This window comes from Brevibacterium sp. HMSC24B04, from assembly GCF_001806835.1.
Classification (GTDB): domain Bacteria; phylum Actinomycetota; class Actinomycetes; order Actinomycetales; family Brevibacteriaceae; genus Brevibacterium; species Brevibacterium ravenspurgense.
On sequence record NZ_KV786087.1, the window covers coordinates 52,885 to 53,822 of the forward strand.

The window sequence follows — 938 nt, forward strand, 5'->3', positions numbered from 1 at the left end:
TGCGTCGGAATACAGCAGTGACGGTGTCACCATCACGCTCGAAGGCGGCGAGCCCGGCGGGGAATACTTCTTCAGGATCCAAAAAGACGGCGAACTGGTCGAGGGAGCAGGCGGCCGCAAGACAGCTGATGACAAAGGCGAAGTTTCAATCAACGTAGTTGGAAACGCTGACGCCGGCGATGACCTGGTCGGCACCTACGCCGTTGATGTTTTCTACCCCGCGGGGCCACGGGGAGTCGGTAGTCTCGAATACACCGTCACCAAGGACGGCGACGAAGAGCAGCCCGGCGACGGGCCGAAAGCCACCGTCTCCAAAGACAAGCTGACTGCGTCGGAATACAGCAGTGACGGTGTCACCATCGCGCTCGAAGGCGGAGATCCCGGCAAGGAATACACATTCAGCACTAGACACAACGACGGAGCGCCGGAAGAAGCCACCGAGAAAGCTGATGACAATGGCAAAGCTTCAGTCAACGTAGTAGGGAACGCTGACGCCGGCGATGACCTGACCGGCACCTACACCGTTGAGGTTGTCGACACCGAAAACAGTAAGAAAGTCGCCGAGCTCGAATACACCGTCACCAAGGACGACGAACAGCCCGGCGACGACCCTGAGGTCAAGGACCCGGCTCTGAACCTGTCGGAAAAGAAGGTCACCGCCGATGACTTCGTCAACGACAAGAAGGGCGTCAACGCCGTCGTTTCGAACCTCGAACCCGGCACCAAGGTGAAGTTCACCGTCACCGGCACTTCCGGCAACGCCAAGAACGTAAAGCCCTACGAAACCACCGTGACCGCCGACAAGGACGGCAACGCTGTCTTCACCCCAGCCGGCATGAACAAGTCCAACCCGTCGGCATACACCGGCAAATACAACATCACCGCTGAATTCGACGGCCAGAAGCTCGAAGACTCCTTCGAAGTCGTCTCCGGCAAGG

1 protein-coding gene is annotated in these 938 nt (G+C 58.8%); it reads left to right on the forward strand.

Annotation, left to right across the window (positions count from 1 at the left end; genetic code table 11):
- The coding region (locus HMPREF3092_RS05020) for a hypothetical protein (RefSeq protein ID WP_176745698.1) at positions 1–938 on the forward strand (938 nt) is incomplete at both ends.